Source organism: Arthrobacter sp. TJ-254 (assembly GCF_058269175.1).
This window is the reverse complement of sequence record NZ_JBZCNF010000002.1, coordinates 733,916-753,131: the sequence shown is the minus strand read 5'-3', so window position 1 is coordinate 753,131 and position 19,216 is coordinate 733,916. Positions and strand designations below refer to the sequence as shown.

Sequence of the window (19,216 nt, the reverse complement as noted above, 5' to 3'; positions counted from 1 at the left end):
GCATCCGGAGCGATGGTATCCACACCGGCTGAGCTCAACACGTTCATGAAAGCCATCCTCGACGGCGAGCTCCTGGAACCGGCCGAACTCGACCAGATGCTCACCGGCATCCCCACCGGCGACAAAATCATCCCCGGATCCACGTACGGCTTGGGGATCGAAAGCGGCGAACTGGGCGGCGGCACAGCCTGGGGCCACAACGGCTCCATCCCCGGCTACCAGACGATCAACGCAGTCGCAGAGGACGGCACCGCCGTCACCCTCACCCTCACAGCACTGCCGCCCGCCATCTACGACGGCCCCCTCGACGGCCCCACGGAAGAATTCCTCGATTTCGCCCGCTTGTCCATCGAGGCCCTCGACGAAGCCCTCAGCACACCCTGACCCGACACCCTGACCCGACACCCTGACCCGACACCCACAGCACCCGCAGCCCGTCTCCTACCGGAAGGCACCTACAGGTTTTATCTTCGACTATCGACGGATATTTCAACCCGCCCGGCGGGGTGTCCCGCAGTGATGGCACAAGGTGAGGCAGGAGTCGCTAATGCCGTTGGCTTCTCGGAATCAGTTGATGGTCGAGCGTCGCTGCACTTTCGTCAGGAACTGTTCCGTCTTCCCCAGGGGTCAGGGTTGTGGTTGTGAGGCGGTGTGGGTGCGTGGCTCCTGCTATGGCGACGCCGATCTGAACTTAGTGCTGTCTCCTGAACGCGGCAGCTTCCCGGGGTCATTTGATAATCAATCCATCTTCTGAACCTCACGAGCCAAGATTCACGGGACCCATGAGGGCTTGTGATGATACGCCCATCGATTCTGTTACAAGAAATGCCGCCCTCACACGTCTTTACGGAGGGCGGCATTTCTACTAATTCAGACGAAAGGTCGATACCTTGAACCTAAATTCCACCACGTTCCGTAGCAAAATAATCTTGAGGAAGGACCTACCATCCAGCTGGTGATTCGGAGCCAGAAGCTCATGATTGCCTGGACGGCACCTTCCGCCCGCAGGAAAGAGATTGGTTCGGCGGAGTCCCACCACGCCTCAGCCCCGACCCCGGCGACGGGTGTTCCCAAGGCGTCAATGTATGGCTTCCGCACCGGCTCAGCGTCGGCCGGCCCTTGTTTTCGCTGCCTTATGTACCGTTCAGTTTTGTGACGACAGCCCCAGACGGAAACCCGGCTCACTTAGTGCACCTCGTCGGGAGGTCCAGTTGCAGCTCGACGCTTTGGTTGCAGTCCGATTGCTGTGTCAGCGTCCTTTGGTCATGGTGTCGGGAAAGGCCTTCCTGATCCAAAGACGCGATCAGCAAACCGGCGGCCGATCAGGTCATGAGCCTCTACATTCGGGTGCAGGCCATCAGGAAGCGGCAAAGCAACCCCGTCCTCGGGCCCATACAGGTCAAGCCCGTCGAGGTAGTACAGGTTCACGTCCTCCTCTCGATCCCTGGAGATGGCAAGGAGCGCATCGCGGATGATTTCGAGAGTTAAGCGCCCCTGCGCAGTATCGCCTGGTACACCGGTGGCGATGAATTGCACCTGGTCGGCACCAAGGGACGCCGGGTCCACCGCCAGCGGCCCGGGAGTGCTCTCATGGATGCCTGCGAAAAGCGGCGACACCAGCAACAATGGTGTCTCGGGGTGACCATCTCGGATCGTGTCGAGGAAACCGTGAACGGCAGGCACGAAGGAACGCAGTCTCATGGAATCGAGGTTTACGACGTTGATGCCGAGCTTCACGCTGATGAAGTCGGCAGGTGCATCGCGGATGACGCGGGCCAGGAACGGGTCCACCAGGGCGCTGCCGCCGAACCCCAGGTTGCGCAGCTCCACGGTTCCCGCCGTGCGTGCAGCGACAACAGGCCAGATTTCGGTCGGAGCGAGTGCGTTGGAGCCGTGGCTGATTGAGCTGCCATGATGCAGCCATATCTTGCCGGCCCGATCCTCGGTATGGACCGGCGCGTCAGTGCGCAGCGCGATGATCTCGAGTGACTCGTTGTGCGGAAGCCACATCTCCACCCGCTTTAGGTCAGTGGAGAGTGCAGATATGACGGTGGCGTGATCGGGGCCAGAGTGAGCGCTGGATGAACCGGTTTGAAGGTCGACCTCCAGGCAATCACCTCCGCTGAGCTCATCACGAGCGTGAAGCATTCCGTCGATAACGACATCGACGCGACCGCGCGGACGGTCCGCGCCACGATAAGCTACGCGACTCGGGTGCGTGATGAGCTCAACGCGAGAAGCCGTGGTCGTGAACGCGAGACGCACGCCGGAGGGCTGGCGCTCCATGGCCAGCAACTGCGGGTCGGGGAACTGGTGTCGCACCCAGGAAGGCAGTCGATGCGGGAGGACGCCGCGGTCGGTTTGTTCCAGCTCGGCGATGCCGTGAATGAGATCAGCAGTAAGAGCAGTCGACAGCATCATGATGGAGTTCCTTCGGAAGGCCACGTACTGAGAGCACGATCGAGGGCGTCGACGGCGGCAAGCCAGGATTCGTCTTGCCCGTCCGGGCGATGGTTGAACGCATCAGACTCCGTCAGAACAAGGAATCCGCTCACCGTCGCTGCAACAAGACGCGCAGCGTGTACGAGGGCCGACTCCGGAACCGGATAGCCGCGGATCACAGCAAGCATCAGCGATGCCACCCGCGCCGCTTCTGGGGAGTGCGCGGTGTCAGATGAAGCTACCCGTTGAAGTGCCGCCCACGCTCCAGGTCGCTGGGTTGCAAAGTCACGGTACGCATCGACGAGGCCTTGAAGCGCGGCTTTCCCCGAGCGGCCAGCCAGTTCCTCACTGACTCGCGAACCCAAATCGCCCAGCGCGAGCCGGTGAACTGCATCGAGTAGCGCATCACGGCTTTTGACATGCTCGTAAAGGCTTGCCGGCTGCACACCAAGGTGTCGCGCGACCGCGGCTACGGTAACAGCGTCAAAACCCTTGCGGTCAGCGAGCGTTGCAGCAGCTGAGATAACGACATCGGGTGAGAGATTCGATCTGGGCACAGACACATCCTACGGCAAGTAGGCTAAAACCTACACTCCATAGGCTGTGTGATTTTATGACACTTACCCTCCGGCAACTTTCTGAACGTGATTACGACACCCCCGCCAGGCTGGTACCCCCCTTTAGGCTGCGTCGGGCACGGTTGGCATGCTGCGGTTGCGCAGGAAATTTGGATACTATCTCGCAATCGCTACGAAAGAGAGCCGGATGCGCGCCCTAATCGTTGACCACTCAGCCCCCGGAAGCTGCGCCTCGAAGAGGTCACGGATCCCGTCCCGTTACCCCACCAAGCTCCCGTGGCGATCCACGCGGTCTCCATCAATTACGGCGATCTGATTGACAACGTCCAGAACGCATCCGACGGCACCGTGCCCGGTTGGAAGGCGTCCGGCGTCGTCGTGACGGCAGCGGCTGACGGGTCTAGTCCGGCGGCGGGGACTCCGGTCGCGACCTTCGGCTGGGCGGGCGGGTGGGCGGAGCTCCGCGCCGTCGACACGACATTCTTGAGCGATGTGCCCGTGGGCGCCGACTTCGGCGCCGTCGCAACCGTTCCGATCGCCGGCGTCAGCGCACTTGCCGCCCTGGACCGGATCGGGCCAACGCTCGGTCGACGGATGCTGGTCACCGGCGCCTCGGGCGGCGTCGGACGCTACGCGGTGCAGCTCGCGCGCCTCGGCGGCGCCCATGTCATCGCGACGACCGGAAGCCTCGAGAAGCACGAGTCGACTTTGCGCGCTCTCGGCGCCCACGAGGTGGAGACCTCACCCGACCAGATCGGCGGCACTCTGGATGGAGTCGTCGACACGGTCGGAGGGCCGACCCTGGTGCAGGCCTTTCACCTTCTTCGTCGCGACGGTGCACTAATCGCGCTCCGGCATATCACCGACCAGCCGGAGACGTTCCCGGCCGGCGCCCTGACCAGCCGCCCCGGGCAGGACAACCGTTCGATCCAGACCTTCTTCATGCCCGAGGCAACCAACTTCTCCCGTAGCCTGCACTGGCTCACCAGCCAGGTCGCGTCCGGGATCATCGACCCCGGCATCGCCTGGCGAGGCGACTGGACCGACGCCGACACCGCCATCGAACTCCTGCTGAATCGGCGCCTTAGTGGCAAAGCTGTACTCGAACTTCGATAGAGGTCGACTACTTCCTGCGAGCGATAGGTCCTGTCTCGATGCTGAGCGACGTGCGGGGTCAAGCTCCTCTTGCGCGCCAGTTAGCCGCCAAGGTCCTCCAGGGTGCGATCAAGCGCGCATCCGCTGACGATCCGACGCAAGGCGAAGCTCGAAGATTTATCGACGAGCTGACCAAGCGCCTGTCGGACGGCTGAGATCGGACCGGGACTCGCTCAGACGTTGAACCTGAATTCCACCACGTTCCGTAGCAAAAAAACCTTTGTGAGCCCCTTGAGCGGCACCACCATTTTCGACGATCCATCTCGGCCAAGAGGTCGGCGGACCAGCGATCGCTATTAGGACGAAGTACCGCCAGCAAGCCAGCATCGAGCGGGTTCGAACCAAGTGCACCGGCGAGGGTTAGTCCCACCAGTGACCGATTGTTGTTTGTTTAGCGGTGATGCTCGCTCAGGCGAGATAACTCACTCCAGAGCAGCTCGGGTACGGCATCGATCGCCGAGTCGAGCAGGAACTCAATCCTGGATGCGATAGGGCTGTCGGCGAGCGAAAGTGTTTCCGTCCATTTGCTCGGTGCGTACCGAGCAAGCATCGAGAGGGCATAGAGCACGCACCACCAGGACATCAGCGGGCGGAGGCCTCGTTCGCTATCACCTGCGCGTGGGAGAAGAATAGCCTTTCGCCTGTAGTGCTCGGTGCCGTCGAGTTCAGCGACGCTGTCTCCATCGTGGCTCTTGAGTTGATCGGCGCTTGAGACGATCACGAAACAGTGCCCCTCGTTGTTGCTCCAACGGACGCTGCCGTCGTCGTTTAAAGCGATTTCTAGGTCGTGTAATGCGGGGTACTGCGAGAGAGTCGCACGGACTTCTTCAGCTGTCGTGTCGTGTCCGTTCTTCCGATCGGGAACTGGGATTTCGAGCTCTATGGGAAACACTTCTCTCGGAACGTTGTAGATGTGTACATCCGTAATCGGGCGGGCATACCCGTTGGGCTTTTGGAATGCCATCGTGTAGTCGACTAGGTGGTTCATCGCCGCTCCGAAGTCGATCGCGTTGAAATCAAGCGGCGAGTCGATAGCGATTGATACCCGTGAGAAGAGATCTCGGGTACTCGCGTCCTGTTTGATCGGCGTCGCTAGGACGCCGTTGGGGACCCTTATGTCGTACTTGAGGCCATGCCCGTTGGCCTGCCACTGGTGATCCGTGCCGCGTCCGAGAAGACTTGACCCCGCAGCGATTGCTCGTCCGGCCTGGGAAAGACCGTAAAACAAATTCAGTGGCCGACTCTCGTATCCGATCCGCTCCGCGGCGGCGAACTGCTGTTGGGCCTGTTCAAGTGCCATGTGAAACTCGCGCCACCGCGACTTCTCGCTTTTTAGGACGCTGGCAAGCGACCCCCGCGGTTCGGCCCTAATTGTACGAATTGAGCGCCATGATTCCGACGCGGTCATCAAGCTTATTGAGTAGAACGTAGCCGGCATAGGTAAAGCGTACTTAGTAGGGAGAGTCATCGAACAACTGAGCCCCGGGGACAGCCAATCCGAGACTTGTCCCTATACGAGCTCTATTGGCAGTTCTCGACAAACTTTTTTCGACTACGGACATCGAAATCCTTTGTTCTATGGTCGGCATTGACTAACGGGCGCCTCATGGGAGCCTCGCCGTCGCGGTTCCTGCCGGCTCACTACATCACACGCCATACTGCAGCCATCCATTTTTTCACTCCTACAGTGGACTCACCCAGAAGTTGAAAGATGATTCCTGACGGAAGTCGGTGTTTACCGTTGCTCCTGAGCGGGAGTTTCTTCCGTACTTGATCTCCGCCGAGGAATCGTCCGTTCTCGTCGACGGGACGCAGGTGGCTTTGTCCCGACTTCGAACCTAAGGACTTGAGCGCGAGGGGCGGAGGATGATGGTTGCTTATCGCCCGGATCTTAGATCGCAGCCGCAACTGTTCCAGTAGTGGTGTAACTTCGCTCCTCGACCCGCAGAGGACGAACATGCAAATATGTGCGGCCAAGACGCGCGTCCCGCCCCTTTCGCACTTTGTCGACCGGATCCCCTGCTTTCGCTCGGTGCCGTATTCCTCAGCGACTCTTGTAATCCTCAGGAGTGAATAGCCAGTCGCGCACCCTCACCAGTTACCTGAAGGTCGAACTTCCTCTTTCGGCGCCCCAGCAGCTTATGAACCTCTTCCGGTGCGAGGTGCAGTTCGAAGCCTGGGGCCTAAATACGAGAACGGCGGTTATTTCAGCACGTAAGCGCCCTGAAATGAGATACATCGACGTTGTCGAGCTGGTGGAAACCTCCCATATGCACAGTGACGATAGCGGAGGCACACCCCGCCCTTGTGGTCGTCGGCCTCCTGAACTGTCTTTCGCCATCGCCGATGCCGAGTCTGATAGCGCCATCAGTGCCATCAGACTGTGGGCACCCTGAGCTTCAGGGCGCCCACATGTTCGATCGCGCCCGGCGAGTCGTAAAACCACCTCTCGAAGCGAGCACGATTGACCGCCTTACCCCCCCGTTGGTTCAGAAGACGCGATCCATCGCGTGGCAATGTTCCTGGCGACTGGATCTCTTGTGCAGTCAGAAGTGAGCCGAAAGTGTGGACAGGACAAGGGGATCCCGACGAAAAGGGGCAAAAGCCATCCAACGCGGCGCCGTCTCGCACTGTCCACGAGAGATCGCAGCCTCGTGAATTCGCGCAGCAGGAACGCAGGGTCTACCGCGGCAGGTGGATCCCGGTGCCACGTTCCCGGACGTATGGCCGCCGCTCTGATCGCCGCTGTTTGCCTGGGCGTGAGCAAGTGCGGGCGGTTGCGGAGCCACCGAAGGAGCTGCCGATCCGTGACTACAGCGACGTCGGAGGGTCTCTCCGCGACAGTCATGCTCTTGGGGCCAACGACGACCAAGACGCCGGTGACCACAACTGGGACATTCAGACGACGGGCGAGGAGCTTCGTTGCGCGGGTAGCTTCGTGGCTGGCGTTGTACAGATGGCGCTGTTTCTTGCCGGAGACCATCAGGGTCCGGCCCGCGACCCATACGGATTGCCCGGCATGGTTCTTTGTATTGAGGGTGAATACGCCAGCCGGACCTACCAGCACGTGGTCAATGTCGGACGCACCGGCGCCCACGGGTACGGCGTGCAGGATCGTCCACTCAGGACTCAACCATTCAAGTATCTGCCCTACTGCGATCTCCCTAAGAGCACCCTTGTACCAGGGGTAATTTTCCGAAGGCAGCGGGTCGGCGCCGAAAACACGACCCATAAACGACCGAGGCGGCGTACCCTGACGGTCAGCCAGCAGCTTCTCCATCACGGCTTGTCCAGCGACTCGATCATTCACTCCGACCCGTCCAACGGTGTCATCTCGCCCTGAGCAGAACCTCTGCCCCCGCTGCAATGATCCCTAGTCGAATCTGGTAATGATAAGGGCCACCCGGAAGAACCCTGCGTTAAACTTTTGGGGCTAGAGACCCGGTCGCCTTAGAATTCCACCCAGTCCTTTTTGCTTTCGCGGAAGAATGCTGACGCCATCATTGTGGTCGACCTGAAAATATGCATTGCCGCCAGGAACATATGCTCTTAGCTGCCATCGCAAAGACCTCAAGGAGATCAGGAACTACACGTTGAACCTGAATTCGACGACGTCGCCACGGTCAGGTACATCATCCCTGCCGCACCTGCTCCCATTGTCGTTAACCCCTGCAGGCCTGACGGTCAGTGGTCGTGCGCGATGAGGGCGAGCATCTGCTCAACCAGCTGACGGGCGGCGGCCGCCGTGCTGTCGTCCTCTAGCCACATGGACAGCGCGACTCGTACGAGATCGTCCGCCCTGGAGGAAACAAGCGCTTCGCTCATGACTTCAAATACGCGTTGATGTGGCACAAACCGGGCAGCATCAATCGCGATAAGAAGATTTGGAGTCGTTGTACCGAGTCGAGCAGCCGCGTCGTGATCACGACGACGAAGGACTTCGAGCAGAAGCAATTCAGGTGCCATCACCCCGGGGAGAAAAAGAAGCTTTGCATCGGCGTAACGGCCGCGCTGATCTCCGTCCAGCACACCCGCGACCTGAAGCTGACGAGATCGGCCAGAAATGGTCATTCCCCGCACCACTTCGTCTTTGCCGCCGCTGTCAATTACATCTACCTGCCCCACTCGATCCGGCGCGTAGCAACCAAGAAAGAAATGAACGATCTTGCGGGCCATGTCATCTTCAACGAACACGAGCAGAGAAAGTGGTGCCCGAGACCGTCCAAGAGTACGCAGCAGCGCCTCCGTGCTGGCTACCTCTGACACCACAGCCCCACTAACGGCGCTCGACACCTGCCGGACCACCTCCGCGGGTAGGCGGCGGATCATGACTTCCGAATGCGTCGCGAGAATGACCTGACACCCCGTCTCTAGTGCCAGACGCGCGATCTCGTCGACGAACGCGCGGTGGCCCGGCTGTGCGAGGAACGTTTCGGGCTCATCTATGAGAACGACCTCGTTTTCGTCCGCCGAACGCAGATGCCAGATAACGTAATGGACCCAGAACTCCGAGGCGCTCATCGTCCAAACTTCAGCCTCGTGCGAATCCCGGACAACACGGAAGTAAGGAAAATACTGATCATCTTCTTCGAAGTGACCATACGCCACCGACTCGTACGAGTGGCCGGTGATCGCCTGAAGTGCCTCGACTTGCGATCGCTTTAAGTCTGCAACGTCCTGCGGAACGCTAGGACGGGTGGGCATCCAGTTCTGAGAGAAGTAGGAAAGGTCGCTAAGTGCCGTGAACGGCGTCAGCCGCGTTGCAAGCAGCGGCCGTAACGCCGCGTCGTAGTCGAGACGATCCTTCCAGTGGATCGGTCGAGAGAAGTGAACGAGCTCGGTTGGGCTTCCCGGGCGAAGCGCCAGCACATAGTCGCCACTGAACTCCGCATCGTGGCCCGTTGTCTCAATGGGTAGATTGGTCTTTGTCTGCCACCCCGGTAACCCCTCTGCGACCGCGGACAAGAGGTAGCTCTTCCCCGCGCCGTGCACTCCGGTTAGCGCAGTCAGCCTCCGAAAGTGGACTGATCCCTGCGACAGCACAGCCGACGAGGCAACGTCTATTCGCTCGACAACGCCACCCGCCCCACCTATGCGTTCCCAGACGCGTGCTCGGGAATCGGATGACGACACTCTTCTATCCTCTCTCAATGTGTTCCCCACCGTAGCTTGTCAGAGAAACAGCTCCAGGGAGATCCCACCGCAAGCGATTCGCACGTACTTCCCGCGACCACAGCATAGTCAGCTTCGGCGAAATCGAGGTCCTGGCGCTCGAACCCCAGCAGGGGCGGGTAGCCGCCGGCAACGAAGCCTACTTGAGTTAGCGAGGTCGCGCGTACCTCGACCCCTTTGGCAACCGACTTGACCGAGTGGCGGTGTAGAACCAAGCAGCGACGATCGCTGCTCCCAGGTCAGTGATCGACTCCGACATGCCGAGGATCGTGGGCACTCTATGGGGAAGATCGACTGCCCCTCCAGACTCGGACACGCATTGAGAACGACAAGCCATGGCGGTTCGTCTTTCGCTCCCGGCACACGCGTAAGCAGGCCGAACTCGGGATCGGCCTGTTGAAAAGGAAGATAGCGAACGACCGATCGTTCGCGTCGAAGAAAGTTCGACCTTGATGTAGTTGCCAGCAGGAAGTCACGCATCGGGTGCAGGGCGGCTCGCGGACATCAGCCGGGGCCGCTGTCGAGTGGCGTTGAAGCTCGGCAATCAGTGCCAGAAGCAGTGCTTCACCGAATGTTCAAGCGTCTCTAAGAGCCCGTGGCGCACAGCACGCTGCTGTGCGCCATCGAAGGATTCGGAGCTTTATAGACGTTGAATCTAAATTCCACCACGTTCCGTAGTCAAGTAACCTCTGAAGGGTCGGAATTGGGTCAGGTGCCAGCAGTTCCGTCGGCAATCGGTCTATGCAGCTTTCGACAGCCGTCGGATGCTTGCGCAGAGGGAGACCTTTTGGAGCAGGCTCACCGCGGTAGTTTCATGGCCAATTACTGGCTCAAGCCCGCACTCGACTCTTCAGGAATCCGAGGCTTGCTTCGATCAGTTCGATGCGATCCGTCGCGGAGCCCTCGAATAGTCGAGTTTGCTAACGACTTCGAAACGCTGAGTACGGTGTCCCAAAATTCCGAAAGCGGCGGCCTGAACTCTAAAGGCGTCGAAAAGGAACGAGCGCGTTGAGGCGTCGAGCCCTTCTTACGCCGTAGGCCACATAGTCCGGGAGTACGCCCGCGATCTCGAGGGTGCACATCGAACGCCATCTACCGGGGTCGAAGCCGGGAGAACACCAGTCCTCACCAGCGTCGACCTGCGTTACTAACGTTGTCCAGGTTGCAAGATCGTCTCGGCTGGCTACCACGTGGCCTTGGAGAGCCTCGGGATGCTCAGCGCTTACATCGAATGCATTCGCAGTCAGATTACCTTCGAGGTAGGGAAAGCCGAGCGCTATGTCCCGATTGATCTGATCGGTTGTCTCGAAGAACGGCGCGAACGAGAGGCGGCCCACGAACGTATATCCATAGACGTAATGCACACCGTCGATCGTGACGTGGCCGCAGATGACCCGAGCATCACCGCCTGGCCGGCGGCTGTCCATCCAATCTCGGGCTCGGGCGATGTTCCCCCTCGGTTCCTCCGGGTGCAGAGGGTCGGAGATCCCCGGCTGGCTCATGATAGGAAATCCCGTCCACTCACCGTACTGGTCACGGTGAACGATGCTCGGCGCTACCTCAGCGTAGAAGCGCAACACCGCCATCATCGTGCCCATCAGTTCCCTGCCTTCGAGGTTAGCCTCGTAGGCAGGTTTGAGCGCCTGAGTTTGGGGGCGCAACTTGGCATGTACTTCTGAGGGAATCCTTTCCCACTGCGCATAGCTCCGCAATCCGAACGTACCGCCAACTAGTGTCATCGCGTCGCTCGGCTTGACCACATGGAGCACATGCTGTGAGACGTTACGGATGTACTTCACGGCATCGATGAGATCTGCGTCTGGATGTCGCGTCTGGTTGAAGAGGGCCTTGTACGACACAGCATCAGAGATCGCGTTTACAAACCAGTCGTTGAGAATCTGACAGTTCGCGATGAACGCCCTTACCGTCGAACCGAGCTCACCGCCCGAGGCCGTCTCCGCATAGTACCGAGCGGCGCCCGTTTGCAGGTCGCGCATGACCATACGAAACGGCTCCACCTCATTCGGTGCAATCGTCACAGTCATATGTAGACACTCTTCTCGTCCGTGGGTTTAGAGCTAACTTGGCGGCCAGGAGAACCATTGATCTATGACAAGGCTTTCAGAACCCGGAAAAGAGACACCCGTGCCTGCACGTCAAATCCAAATTCAACCACGTTTGTAATCGAACGACGCCTTCAACTGATGGGATCGCGTCGCCTGACACGCTGGAGCGCTGCCGGGATTGCTTAGGCTTGCTCGACGTCCTCATCCTCAATTCCGTGATTGTCGGACTTCCCGAACCACGGTTCGCCATCGAACTCTGCATTCAAGAACCCGCCCGCACTCATGTTGATCAGGTTCGGCTCTGGAAGATCATGCGGCACGAATCTCGTGTCCTCAGGGTGATGGTAGACATATTCCCTTGCCGTGTGCGCCAGATGCTCGTTGAAGAGCTTTTCCATGGCTGTTGTGCCGGCCTGTGTAACGTCAGCCTTCCCGACGAGGACAGCTGCTTTGATTTCCTGGACTCGTGCGTCCTCTGTTTCTAGACCTTCAAGCATCACCATCGGATCGCTCATGAGTAGACCGAGCTTTCGGGTGAGAGGGAAGGTGATACCCCACGCCGTCATGAAGCCCACACCTTGCCACTCCTCGTCCTGCGGGTTGGGGATCAGAGTCACCGGGGCGTCCGAGGTGACGAGGGAACGCCGCCCAAACCGCACCAAGCTCCACGGTCTGGTCGCGAAGTAAGGAGTCAGCTTTTCAGCCGTATCAAGCATGTGCTCAATATGTGCAAGGTTCGAAAAGCTAATCGGCGGTACGCCGGGCTGGGTCGCCTCCTCCCAAATTCGTTCCTCCTGCTCGGGCGTTGAATCCGATCCAAGATTCTTCTTGATCCAGTTCCCAACGTTCTCGCGCCCGCCGGCGCCGACCTCGAAGCGAACGAGCTTAGCTCGAAGGTGTTCCATAGTTTTGCGAGTGTCCGGTCCTCGTACGCTCTGAAGCGCCATGAAGTAAGACAACGTCAATCGCTCGGCCTCTGACGGAGGAAACTCGTTCCTTTCGAACTACCGGATGATGTTGATGGCCTCCCCCTCGACTACGCTCAACGCCTTTTCGAACTCGTCGGGTTCTTCCAACTCTTCCACCGTATGGAAGTGGGTTTGCGCCGCCACCTTCTTAGTCGATGAGGTGAACGGTTTCCGGGAGCGATCGAGGGGTACGACGGTGACTCGCCCATTTTCGGCAGCGAATCCCCGCAGGTATCCCTGAGGTACGTAGTGGTGAAGCTTTGCCATATTGCCCTTGCCTACAATGCTTGGCATCCTCCCACAGCATAGGCCGGAGGGTCGGCTGATGATGAGCCTTTGGCGATGGGGTGGGGCCGCCGCGCAATTACTGTGATCTTGCGGCGCCTTGCAAGGGAGGGACTAGTCCGGCTCGCCGTTGGCTAGAAATGTCCGGGTCGTATCCAATGACTCGACGAGAAGGAGGAGCGGGCGGTCAGCGGGTCCGTCCAGGCTTTCGATAGGATCAATGTGACCACTGGCACTAGAGCCCGGTTGATTCCAAGGGGGAGCATCAATGGTGAATTACTGGTGGGCTAGCCAGAATGCGAACTACCCGACCGTCATCAAGCTGGGCACACTGTGGACCTGTCCACGAGAAGACGGAAGCGTCGATACCAGCAGGGGTCTGATAAAGAACCTGAAGCACGGGGACATCGTCTTCCACCACTACAGAAGCTATCTCCGTGCTGTAAGGCGAGTGACGGAATCATGGATGCCTCGGGTCCGCCCTGAGGGATACCCGAAGGTTTATATGCAGGAAGGTGACGACGGTTGGCTTGTCACCGTTGACCCGATCCGGACCGACTTCAAGCTGCACTACAAGCGCGTTGCCGAGCTGATCAGAATAGGACCCGAAGCCCCACTGAACATCCTGGGCATGCCGCAGCAGAAATACCTGTCTGCGCTCTCGGAAGAGGACGGGCTGGCGCTGCTGAAAGAGCTCGATCTGCCGGGGCCGGGCGCCGACATCCACAGCCTCTTCGGCCGTCCGGACGAGTTCTGGGACGGAGGGAAAACCGATGAACTATCCCTGGGCGAAGTACGGCGTGAGCAGTCGGACCTGCGCCGGCACCTGTTGCAAGGCCGCGCTGCGGCGCCCTGCTCGATCTGCGGTGAGGAGCGGCCCTCCCGGCTGCTGATCGCGGGCCACATCAAGCCGCGCAGCCAATGCACCGAGCAGGAACGCAAGGACTTCCAATCAGTTGCAATGCTCGTCTGCAGCCTGGGCTGCGACGCGCTGTTCGGCTGGGTCTACATCGTCGTGGATCCGAATGGCCGCGTGCGCCGCGGCATTCGCGCCGAAACCAAGGATGTCGAAGCTGCAGTTGACCTACTTATTGGCAAGTTATGCTCCGCCTACAACGAACACACAACGGACAATTTCTCTGCTCACTCCCAGCTGTGTCTCCAACAGCCATAAGAGTGGTATCGGGGGTGGACACTTCCTCGAGCGAAGATGAGTCGGCTGACCAAAGCGACCGGAAGCACCTCGCCGCCGGCACCCACCTACCTGCGTAGGCCAGACCTCCCGCGCCGGTGCGCCATAATGACGATATTCAGACAGCGCGAGATGGCGAGATGGAGTGACATTAGTAAGTGAGCGATGAAGACGAGGCCATGCGACGAGTTCGGTTCTACGGTGTAAATGACATGGCAGCTGGTTGGTACGTCCCGCGCGTAGCCGAACTCGTTCACCAATTTGACCCCACCAACGTCCCGACACAGACCCTGGACATCATTGAACTACACCACGTCCAGCAGTACCTAGAACATGGCCTTCTTCCTAAGGATTACAACGAGGAGCAGCGTGAACAGGCTAGGGCACGGATCCCCGAAATCCGTAGCACCGTAGCCCGGTTCTTCACGGCGATCGACAATACAAACTTCCCAGCCGTAGTGGATGGTGTCGGCCACGAATCTCATGGAAATTTATTGGACCTGCTAGGCCGATACGGAGTCTTCGAACGCTGCGACAGCGAGACGGTTCTCCCCGCGCTCGATGCAACAGGCGTACGTCTAGCTGAATTGCTCTCAGGCAGGAGACTTGTGCAGACCTATGACGCCGAGATACGCACCAGATTGCTTGAGACGCCTGAAAATGCCGAGCACCTGATCCAGAAGTATCTGCAGGAGAAGGAGGTGCGACGAGACATACATCTTCCACCGAGCTTCACCTCGGCCGACGCTCGAGGGCTACTGGAATCCTACATTGACAGTGGGAACCCGCACCTGAACTACGTCGGGCTTATTGCAACCGCAAAGGAGAACCCACGGGCGGGAATCGACACCAAGCTCAAACTGCGGGCGAAGCGGCGCGAAAATGCGCTGAATACGATTTTCTTTGCCGAGAACAAGGGATTCAGAACCGGCGGGGAGGTGGGCATCTCGGAAACCCAGCGTGAACCTGTGGTTCTGGAGATGGATGAGTCCGCAGAGGGGTTGGTCTCCCGACAGACATACAGCAGCCAGTGGCTGGAAGAAACACTGGATGCCCCAAGTATCCTCAACAACTTCCAGCACCTGTTCGGCTTCGCTGACCGTCAATCCTTGCTGACGCTTCCGTCCTATCCCGCAAATATGGGCGTGATGGAACAGCTCATGGGAACCGTAGGAAGGACGGAGTACAAGGTCGGCGCGGCGTTTCAAGCCATTGACATGAGCACCCTTCTCCAGACCCGTCTGTACCTGGACTTCTTAGAGTCGAAAGACATCGACCTAGAGCGGATTATCTCCTGGTTTTTCGAGGAGCACCTCGTTGACGAGTTCGGAGCAAAGAACTTCTCATTCACCCCCACAGACAGAGGCACGTCATACCTACAAAAGGTAAGGCACCTCTTCGCTGAGATGGAAAGCGCCGCAAACCAGTTCACCCTGTTCGCCGAGGATGGTGAACTCGACCGTGACCTGCTTGCCATGGGGTCAGAGCAGGTCCGATACAAGGAAATCCCGAGCCTCCTTGAGGGAAAGTACGTCTATCCGTCCGAAGGCTCGGAGATTACTGGCATCATGAATCTTCTTTTCTCCGACCAAGCGGCGCTGAACTACATCAACGAGAACCGCACGGCGGACAACGCGGCGAGGCTCCTCTTGGATAACTGAGTTGCTTACGGTGACTTCGAGGACTACCAAAAAACAAGGATCGACTACCTGATCGAACGGGGCGTTCTTGAGGACACTGGAACGCGGGTTCAGTTTGTGAATATCGAGCAATTCCTCATCCTCCAGGCGCTGTTCACCACTCAAGCAGCCAGTTACTACCATCTCTCCCCCACCGGACGCACGGAGGTGGACGCCATGGAGGCAAAGGGCTGGGTGACGCGCGGCTCCTCGTTGCTGACTAATGCCGAAGGACAGTACTTCAACTACTTTCTCAACGGGTTGGACTTCAGCAACGGGCCCCAATTGCGAAACAAGTACCTTCACGGATCGCAAGCCAACGCGGACGGGGAGAACGCGCACTTCAACACCTACATCACTGCACTACGACTGACGGTGGCACTGGTAATCAAGATGAACGACGACTTTTGTCTCTCAGCGTCCGAGTCAAGGTCGGAGGAAAGTAGCTAGAGAGACTCTGCTCCCGCACACAACCACTTTCTAGTCTGCTCGCCGGAACACCGCATGGTCATGTACACGACCGAGCACGCAGGCTCTACAGACTGTCCAGGGCACTTGGAGCGACGATAGATCACACGAGCGCGATCATGACCATCTCGCGCCTCGGTACTGTTCGGACGCTGCCGGAACCCGGGAAGCACGCGCCGAACTATACATTAAATCTAAATTCGACCACGTTCCGTAGTCGAGCAACATCACAGACGGGCCGCAACCGCGACAACGTTGTCAGGCTCAGCGGCCGGTGACCCTCACCCGGCGGCGTCACCGACCGGGGCGCCTGAATGGGTCGGGCCACCACCAGCGATGTCGCGCTCTGTCCTCAGCCCCGCGTTCAGCCCTGCGACGGCCCGGGTCTAGATAGTCCTCACGCGCCGGGGCAAAGACCGACTCAGGCAGACTCAACGGCGCACGGTTCAACTGACGTCCCGCCAGCAGATCGCTGATTGCCCTCGGCATCAGCCGCATCCCCCCAGAACCTTTCACGGACCGCCGGAGCTGTCCGCCCTGCTCCGTGAGCCGCATCCCCCAGGATGAGTCGACCTCAGCGAGGCCGGAACCGACCAAGATCGATATTGCCGTCTCAGTCTGTTCCCTTGAAGGCACGTCAGCCTGCAACATGTCCCATCCCCCCAGCACCGCACGTATCGACGAGGGGTGCTTCCCACGACGCAGCAGGGTCATGAGCGTCGCGGCGTTCTCCATGTCTCTACGGTCCATGATGTTCAGGCTAGCGCGCTTCGAGGTTCCTCACCGAGTCGGCATACATCACCGTCACGGAAGTACTTTACGTTCCCATCGGCCGAGGCAGCGAAGACAGAAAAACCCGGGATGAAATCATCACCCCGGGCCCTTCTCAAGCAATTGGTTGCAATCTACACATTAAACCTAAATTCAACCACGTTCCGTCACGGAATAACGTCTGCGCGGAAACCGCCCAGTTCAGTGCCCACACAACCGCTACTCACTGGGAAATAACTGTGGCTGGTCTGCGGGGACGGCGTTCTGGAATTGCGCCCGGACGTCGCGGAGTCGTCGTCCATCGCCCACAGCCCAGAAGTACCAACCGTTCGTCGCCTTCTTCCGCAGCGCCTTCCCAGCGGCGGACGGCGACGTGTACCGCTTACCGTCCAAATCAATGGCGCCGTCAGGCATCAATACCGCTTTTTTGCCTTTGAAGTCCCGATGAGTCGCCGCCAATGTGTCTCCGCCTTTGAGCAGCCCAGCTTCGATCAAGTGTTTAAGCTCGACCCAATCGGATGCCTTCGTCTGAGGATCAACGACCTTACCGTAATGGCCCTTAGGCACGGGCCAGATGTTGAGGACGGCATCGATCAGTTCAGCGGTGCGGTCATCAATGAACTCCTCGTCCCAGTCGTGGTGCTCCGTCTTGCCAACGACCCGGCCGGTGAGCGTAATTGTGTTGTGCCGGAGGAGGGCGGCGCGCTTGGCTGGCCACGGCCCATTCGAAATCTTCGAGTTCAGCGAATTCGTCAGAATGGTCAGATTCCCCAGTCGGTGCACCCTGGCCTGGCGCTCCGCTGCTGCCTCCGGAGTCTCCACAGGCCAAGTGTCCGCCCATTTCCGGGGTAGAAGGTGCTCAATCGGGTAATTCTTCCGCTCAACCTGTGGCTGGCCAGTCTCGGCGCGATAGTGATCCTCGATGGCTTCAAGGAACATGCGCAATCGGCCCCGTGGGTAGCGTGAGTATGCAGCCTCCGTGGTTAGGGATTGCCGGACTTCCTCATCTCCGGGCCAGTAGGTGCTCGTCACATTCAAGCGAGCTAAATGGCCGATCACTCGCTCGCCGGTTTCGTCGGCGGGCACGCCTGAGTTAGCCGCGATGACGTCGGCGATGATGCGTCCTAGGTCGCTGCCGGCGAGGCGGAGCATCTGCCGACGGTACAACCAACTCTCGGCGGCTTGGACGATCTTATTGATGGCGTCAAAGGGGAGGTTCCTGCCTGGTTCGTACAACCAAATCAGCAGTGGCTTCAGGACCTCAACGCCGCTGGCGTGCATTCGGTAGAAGGCCATCCCAGCAGCATCGAGAGCCCCACTGGGTTGTGCTGCGGCCTCAGTCCACGACTGATATTGCTGGGCTTGATGCTTGATCACCGGGAGCAGGTACGCCATCTTCATGCCCGACTCCAGTTCTACCCATGATTTGAAACGGTTGAACGTCGCCTGCGGGCTGACTTCTTCACCTGTCCTGGCCACCAGCCACTGGTTAAGGAAGAGTGAACTACGGCTGACCAGGTTCCGCCCGACGCTCACCTCTCGCATCCAAAACTTGGTCTCGAAGGGCCAGTCCTCGCGATAGGCCTTGGATGTGTCACCGCCCTCAACCTCGAGGCGTTGGAACACGAAATTTCGCACCAGGTCAGCGGCCGTCAAAGGAGTCCCGCGCGCGTTGAGGGTCTCGAAGATCTCTTGTGAATTCTCTGCCGCATCCAGCTCAATCGAAACAATTTGCAGTCCGTCCAAGAGGACGTTGGTGACTTCGTTGGCTTTGGTCGTGTAATCCGCGGTTCCCGGAGTCCCCAACCATCGCTCTACGACGGTCGAGAAATAGCGGTAAGCGGCAACAATCTGGGAATCCTCGTGTGCAAGCTCTTCGTAATCAACGGGTGGCTCTGCGGTCAAAACCTCGTCGAAAGCTTCCTTGTCCTTATTTAGGTGGCGAAGCTTGAGAGGGCTGGCACCCTCTGAGACGTACTTCTCAGAGTTGTGGGTCAGGTCTTCGAGTTGACCGGCAAGCTTTGGGTGATCAGCTTGTGAGAGCAGGGAGCCAGTCGCAGCAGCGAGGAGTTGCAGGGTTGTCAGCCGTTGCTGTCCGTCGATCACGTTCCAGGTCATCAGCCGCTTGCTTTGAGCCTCATGCGACTGGATCACAACGGCTCCAAGAAAGTGCGTGGGATTCAGGTGCGGCTCAGCGATCCGAAGCTCCACAATCCGACGTATGTCGTTCCACATCGGCTCCCACTGCTCGACCTCTTTCCAAACGTAGGGGCGCTGAAACAGTGGGATAACGAAGTGCTGCGGCAGGTTGAACAGTTGCAACGGCGTCCGCTTGAAAGTCTCCACCCGCCCCAACGTATCGTAAATGCTCAGAGCATTCGCGCACATAAAGACGGCGACACAGTCAGGACCTCACCAGGTCCGGCTGGGCAGGGGGCGA

13 protein-coding genes and 1 pseudogene are annotated in these 19,216 nt (G+C 59.1%); 6 read left to right on the top strand and 8 right to left on the bottom strand.

The genetic code is table 11. From position 1 onward, the window contains the following. Positions 1-384, top strand: a 384-nt coding sequence (locus AC4D14_RS08680) for a serine hydrolase (RefSeq protein ID WP_490901505.1), incomplete at its 5' end; no start/stop codon positions are given. Between the two features lie 879 nt (positions 385-1,263). Here the strand turns inward: AC4D14_RS08680 and AC4D14_RS08675 are convergent. Together AC4D14_RS08675 and AC4D14_RS08670 are read right to left on the bottom strand one after the other, a co-directional pair. Then, positions 1,264-2,421 carry an SGNH/GDSL hydrolase family protein gene (locus AC4D14_RS08675; protein WP_490901503.1) on the bottom strand — a complete coding sequence of 386 codons (1,158 nt, stop codon included), beginning with the start codon at positions 2,419-2,421 and terminating at the stop codon, positions 1,264-1,266. Next, positions 2,418-2,999, bottom strand: a complete 582-nt coding sequence (locus tag AC4D14_RS08670) for a TetR/AcrR family transcriptional regulator (RefSeq protein WP_490901502.1) — start codon at positions 2,997-2,999, stop codon at positions 2,418-2,420. Before AC4D14_RS08670 ends, AC4D14_RS08675 begins: the two co-directional genes overlap by 4 nt. A gap of 297 nt (positions 3,000-3,296) precedes the next feature. Here AC4D14_RS08670 and AC4D14_RS08665 point away from each other — a divergent pair, with 297 nt between their 5' ends. Together AC4D14_RS08665 and AC4D14_RS08660 are read left to right on the top strand one after the other, a co-directional pair. After that, the gene (locus tag AC4D14_RS08665) at positions 3,297-4,136 is read left to right on the top strand and encodes a zinc-binding dehydrogenase (RefSeq protein WP_490901500.1); all 840 of its coding nucleotides are present in this window, start codon (positions 3,297-3,299) and stop codon (positions 4,134-4,136) included. Between the two features lie 38 nt (positions 4,137-4,174). Further along, on the top strand, positions 4,175-4,330 hold the full coding sequence (locus AC4D14_RS08660; RefSeq protein ID WP_490901498.1) for a hypothetical protein: 156 nt from the start codon (positions 4,175-4,177) through the stop codon (positions 4,328-4,330). A 236-nt stretch (positions 4,331-4,566) separates the two neighbouring features. Here AC4D14_RS08660 and AC4D14_RS08655 read toward each other — a convergent pair whose 3' ends face one another. The 5 genes and pseudogenes from AC4D14_RS08655 to AC4D14_RS08635 all read right to left on the bottom strand — a co-directional run bounded on the left by AC4D14_RS08655 (position 4,567) and on the right by AC4D14_RS08635 (position 12,648). Continuing rightward, entirely contained in the window at positions 4,567-5,613 is a 1,047-nt protein-coding gene (locus AC4D14_RS08655) for a YaaC family protein (RefSeq protein WP_490901496.1), read from the bottom strand. A 1,035-nt stretch (positions 5,614-6,648) separates the two neighbouring features. Next, on the bottom strand, positions 6,649-7,407 hold the full coding sequence (locus AC4D14_RS08650; protein ID WP_490901537.1) for a nuclease-related domain-containing protein: 759 nt from the start codon (positions 7,405-7,407) through the stop codon (positions 6,649-6,651). Between the two features lie 452 nt (positions 7,408-7,859). Continuing rightward, positions 7,860-9,140 carry an OLD family protein gene (locus AC4D14_RS08645; RefSeq protein ID WP_490901494.1) on the bottom strand — a complete coding sequence of 427 codons (1,281 nt, stop codon included), beginning with the start codon at positions 9,138-9,140 and terminating at the stop codon, positions 7,860-7,862. Positions 9,141-10,327: 1,187 nt separating this feature from the next. After that, the gene (locus tag AC4D14_RS08640) at positions 10,328-11,392 is read right to left on the bottom strand and encodes a hypothetical protein (RefSeq protein ID WP_490901493.1); all 1,065 of its coding nucleotides are present in this window, start codon (positions 11,390-11,392) and stop codon (positions 10,328-10,330) included. A 203-nt stretch (positions 11,393-11,595) separates the two neighbouring features. After that, positions 11,596-12,648, bottom strand: a pseudogene (locus tag AC4D14_RS08635) (DUF4238 domain-containing protein). 286 nt (positions 12,649-12,934) lie between these two features. Between AC4D14_RS08635 and AC4D14_RS08630 the strand changes: the two are divergent. The 3 genes from AC4D14_RS08630 to AC4D14_RS08620 all read left to right on the top strand — a co-directional run bounded on the left by AC4D14_RS08630 (position 12,935) and on the right by AC4D14_RS08620 (position 15,987). Then, complete coding sequence (locus AC4D14_RS08630) at positions 12,935-13,840, top strand: HNH endonuclease family protein (RefSeq protein ID WP_490901491.1); 906 nt, start codon at positions 12,935-12,937, stop codon at positions 13,838-13,840. Between the two features lie 176 nt (positions 13,841-14,016). Continuing rightward, positions 14,017-15,519 carry a hypothetical protein gene (locus AC4D14_RS08625; RefSeq protein ID WP_490901490.1) on the top strand — a complete coding sequence of 501 codons (1,503 nt, stop codon included), beginning with the start codon at positions 14,017-14,019 and terminating at the stop codon, positions 15,517-15,519. A gap of 96 nt (positions 15,520-15,615) precedes the next feature. Beyond that, positions 15,616-15,987, top strand: a complete 372-nt coding sequence (locus AC4D14_RS08620) for a hypothetical protein (RefSeq protein WP_490901488.1) — start codon at positions 15,616-15,618, stop codon at positions 15,985-15,987. Positions 15,988-16,995: 1,008 nt separating this feature from the next. Here the strand turns inward: AC4D14_RS08620 and AC4D14_RS08615 are convergent. After that, on the bottom strand, positions 16,996-19,122 hold the full coding sequence (locus AC4D14_RS08615) for a GmrSD restriction endonuclease domain-containing protein (protein WP_490901486.1): 2,127 nt from the start codon (positions 19,120-19,122) through the stop codon (positions 16,996-16,998). Between the last annotated feature and the right edge of the window lie 94 nt (positions 19,123-19,216).

Bases quoted from the DNA above. Each gene is read 5' to 3' on its own strand.
- AC4D14_RS08675 (WP_490901503.1), bottom strand. From the start codon at position 2,421: ATGATGCTGTCGACTGCTCTTACTGCTGATCTCATTCACGGCATCGCC.
- AC4D14_RS08660 (WP_490901498.1), top strand. From the start codon at position 4,175: ATGCTGAGCGACGTGCGGGGTCAAGCTCCTCTTGCGCGCCAGTTAGCC.
- AC4D14_RS08655 (WP_490901496.1), bottom strand. From the start codon at position 5,613: ATGCCGGCTACGTTCTACTCAATAAGCTTGATGACCGCGTCGGAATCA.
- AC4D14_RS08650 (WP_490901537.1), bottom strand. From the start codon at position 7,407: ATGGGTCGTGTTTTCGGCGCCGACCCGCTGCCTTCGGAAAATTACCCC.
- AC4D14_RS08640 (WP_490901493.1), bottom strand. From the start codon at position 11,392: ATGACTGTGACGATTGCACCGAATGAGGTGGAGCCGTTTCGTATGGTC.
- AC4D14_RS08630 (WP_490901491.1), top strand. From the start codon at position 12,935: ATGGTGAATTACTGGTGGGCTAGCCAGAATGCGAACTACCCGACCGTC.